Origin of the sequence: Halobacillus sp. BBL2006, from assembly GCF_000786645.1 — a bacterium.
Taxonomy (GTDB): domain Bacteria; phylum Bacillota; class Bacilli; order Bacillales; family Halobacillaceae; genus Halobacillus.
Genome location: NZ_JRNX01000657.1, coordinates 1 through 3,235 on the forward strand (window position 1 = coordinate 1; position 3,235 = coordinate 3,235).

Sequence of the window (3,235 nt, forward strand, 5' to 3'; positions counted from 1 at the left end):
CGAGCGATACAAAAAAGAGTAAAAAAGCCCATGATTTAAGGTGTCGAATGATAGATATATTTAGCTGTATTAGAGGCGACATAAGCGATATGTCGGATACACCTTCTAAAAAATTCATTCCTTTTCTAAGGTGAACGGCTCACTCTTTCCAAGCCACGTTAAATGGAACCTTTTAACCAGTAAATCTAAATTTCCCCTCTTTACAGTTCAGTTCACTTCCATTGTGACTAGTTTCTCTTCCTCTTCCTTAATCGAGAAACCAAATACATAAGCGGACCAACGAAAACTAACCCGGCGATCAGTGATCCTAAATACACTGGAATATAAGAGATTAAAGTCACTTCTCTCCCGAACATATAGTCAATAAGAATACGGATGATCACAAAACCGACAGGGAAAATTAACCCCCAATATAGAATGGACTTTATTAGATTCCCCACTTTTCTATCCCCTATCTTTTGAGTTAAGTCATTAAGTTGATCGAGAAACACTAAGTTTCATTCCAATTATTTCAAAACTTAAAGATATTAACAACGAATACCTATCCTTTTTTAGAATTCGCTGTTTATCAGATTGGTAAGCGGTTAAGATTAGCCATGGAGGGGTTCGATAAGGATTAAGGATCAAAGAGTTAATAAGCTATTTCAGAGTTTGTGACCAATTACACCAGAGTCTTTCACTTCACTTACCAATTCTCTATGCACATTACCTTGCTTTCTTGCTTTTATCTAAGTACTTGAATCTTGAAAAATTCGAATGCCACCAAAAAACTGCTTAACCTATGAAGGTTAAGCAGGATTCTAATCTTTCCATGTAATAGAGCTTTCTGTCTCCATTATGATATTCGGATGCTCTTTTAGGTCCTCTACTAATCTGAACAAAGCATCGTCCTTTTGCTTCGCTTCGATCATGCAATCGATCTGTTCAATCGACCCATTTACTTTTTTCACAAAATCCAGGAACATCTCTGCATCTACAAAATCTGCATGACTCTTGAAATCTTCTCTACTCTTTGGACTTGAGATATGCATTTTAAGTGGTAATGGAGAGTGAGACCACGTATTCATTATACGTTCCCAGTAGACATGCCAATCTCCTACGTCATGGTTTGCTAAATGGTGATGGAGATCAAAAACGAGTGGGATATTTAACTTTTCACATATATACAGACAATTCTCTACTGTATAAGAGGTATCGTCATTTTCGATCATCACTAATTTTTGAATTCCTTTTGGCACAAGGGACCAATTTTCGATAAAGCGTTCGAGTGACTTTTCCTTATCATCATAGCGACCACCTAAATGAAACACGCAGCGATGCATCGGATCGATCCCCATCTGATGTAGTAAAAGATAATGGTATTTCAAGACCTTCATGGATGTTTTGAAAATCGCTTCATCTGGAGAATTAAGAACGACAAAATGATCCGGATGGAAGTCAAGGCGCATATTGTTCGATTCCGCATAAGACCCTAATTCTTTGAGATCATCCTTTATCCCAGACAGGTAATCCCATCCATTTAATTCTTCGTGAGTTGCAAGGGGTACAATTCTTGAGCTTAACCTGAAAAAATTCATATCATGAGCTTTATTATGTTTTAGCAATCGCAAACAATTATGGATATTGGATTGAGCGATTCTTTCAAGTTTTCTGATTGCCGCGTCCCGATCACGAATTTGTTTAAAAGTTTTGTAGGTCATTGTCTGGGAAGGAGACGCATTTTGAAGGTTTACACTCATGGCCACATAGCCAAGCCGGAATAAAGTCATCTGTCATCCCCCATTCACATTTTCCTTAGTTTAAACGAATCAGGTTTTTGTATGTAAAGTTCACAAGCTTTACCAACTATGAATTATCTCCCTCTTTCTAACCTTACACAAAGCTCTGGGTTAACTTTTTTCATTCGCCCTGCAGGAGTGTAAGAATTCGTATGGGCTCTGAAATAGTGTCTGGCCCCGGTGTACGTTGTGTACCAAAGATAATTGATAATCTGAAAGCTCCCCCCAACTTTGGACGTACATTGAACCGGGTGAAAAGAAGTTCCAAAAACACGGTCTTCAAGTTCAACGACTCCCAAATGGTTTTCATCATCTAGCCACAATGTGATCGGTTGTACCATATGTTTTCGACTCCTTTTAATGTCACTGTATTTTCAAAAAACGAATTATAGTAGAGATCACATCATCTACAATAAATCTTATTGCCCTTTTTCTCTTCGGAATCAAGGTGGAACATTTCTACTGCTTAAGTATGAGATCGGCCTGGTTTGCTTATTTTTACGTACAAGAGGTTCTGTTTTGTTTCATTCATGCTTATAAAAAATAGGAGCTCCCACAAATGGAAGCCCCCCTATTCTTGTCTATTAACGATGCGGTTAAAAGATACCAAAAGATATAAGAGATAGAGTCACTGTAATAGCAAATATGATCCAACCTACAATATTCAGCCACAGTGAATTGACATGTCCTTGCAAAGTCTTTCGATTGTTCATAGCAAACATGAGGAACAGTACAATAACAGGCAGGATCAACCCATTTGCGTATTGGGAAAAGACAATGAGCTGAATGGGGTCATAACCGAGACTTGCAAAAATAATACCAATCAGCAGTATTCCTATCCATACAGAGCGGAATTTTGCTGAGCGAAGATTCTTCTCCCATCCTAATGCACCGGCTGTGGCATAAGCGGCGGCTAACGGTGCTGTCATTGAAGAAGAGATCCCCGCGGCAAAAATTCCAAACGCAAACACATACTTTGCCCAAGAACCAAGTAATGGTTTTAACTGATCCGCCATTGTACCAGGGTCGTTAATTCCCGTCCCTAAAGGGAAAGCTGCTGCTGCTGTAATAATGATGGCAACAGAGATGATTCCACAGATCGTAATTGTAAATACCACATCAAACCGGCTGTCTTTCAACTCCTTCTCACCCTTGAAACGTTCTTGTACAGTCGAGGACTGTAAGAATAATGTATACGGAACAATCGTTGTTCCAATTAATGAAATAACGAACAGGACATTTCCAGCTGAAACTGACGGGACTAACCCTTCTGTTAAAATAGCCGTTAGATCGGGTTTGATTACAATCGCGGTAATGACAAAACTAAGCGTCATGACCAGAATAAGAGCAATAAATACCCGTTCAATGATTTTGTATTTCCCAATCCACAACAAGATCCCAGAAAGGATCCCGATAATGATGGCAACTGCCTTCGTAGAAAGACCCGTAATGGCGGC

At 39.0% G+C, this 3,235-nt stretch carries 4 protein-coding genes; all 4 read right to left on the bottom strand.

What is annotated here, in order from left to right; all coding sequences use genetic code 11:
- Positions 1-227: 227 nt before the first annotated feature.
- On the bottom strand, positions 228-440 hold the full coding sequence (locus LD39_RS17825) for a hypothetical protein (RefSeq protein ID WP_035550980.1): 213 nt from the start codon (positions 438-440) through the stop codon (positions 228-230).
- Between the two features lie 360 nt (positions 441-800).
- A complete protein-coding gene (gene uvsE / locus LD39_RS17830) occupies positions 801-1,769 on the bottom strand; it encodes a UV DNA damage repair endonuclease UvsE (protein ID WP_035550974.1) in 969 nt (322 codons plus the stop codon).
- A gap of 83 nt (positions 1,770-1,852) precedes the next feature.
- Entirely contained in the window at positions 1,853-2,119 is a 267-nt protein-coding gene (locus LD39_RS17835) for a hypothetical protein (RefSeq protein WP_052158942.1), read from the bottom strand.
- 255 nt (positions 2,120-2,374) lie between these two features.
- Positions 2,375-3,235, bottom strand: an 861-nt coding sequence (locus tag LD39_RS17840; RefSeq protein WP_035550976.1) for an Nramp family divalent metal transporter, incomplete at its 5' end; no start/stop codon positions are given.

Excerpts from the sequence above, each read along its gene's own strand:
- uvsE (WP_035550974.1), bottom strand. The coding sequence starts at position 1,769 with ATGACTTTATTCCGGCTTGGCTATGTGGCCATGAGTGTAAACCTTCAA.
- LD39_RS17835 (WP_052158942.1), bottom strand. The coding sequence starts at position 2,119 with ATGGTACAACCGATCACATTGTGGCTAGATGATGAAAACCATTTGGGA.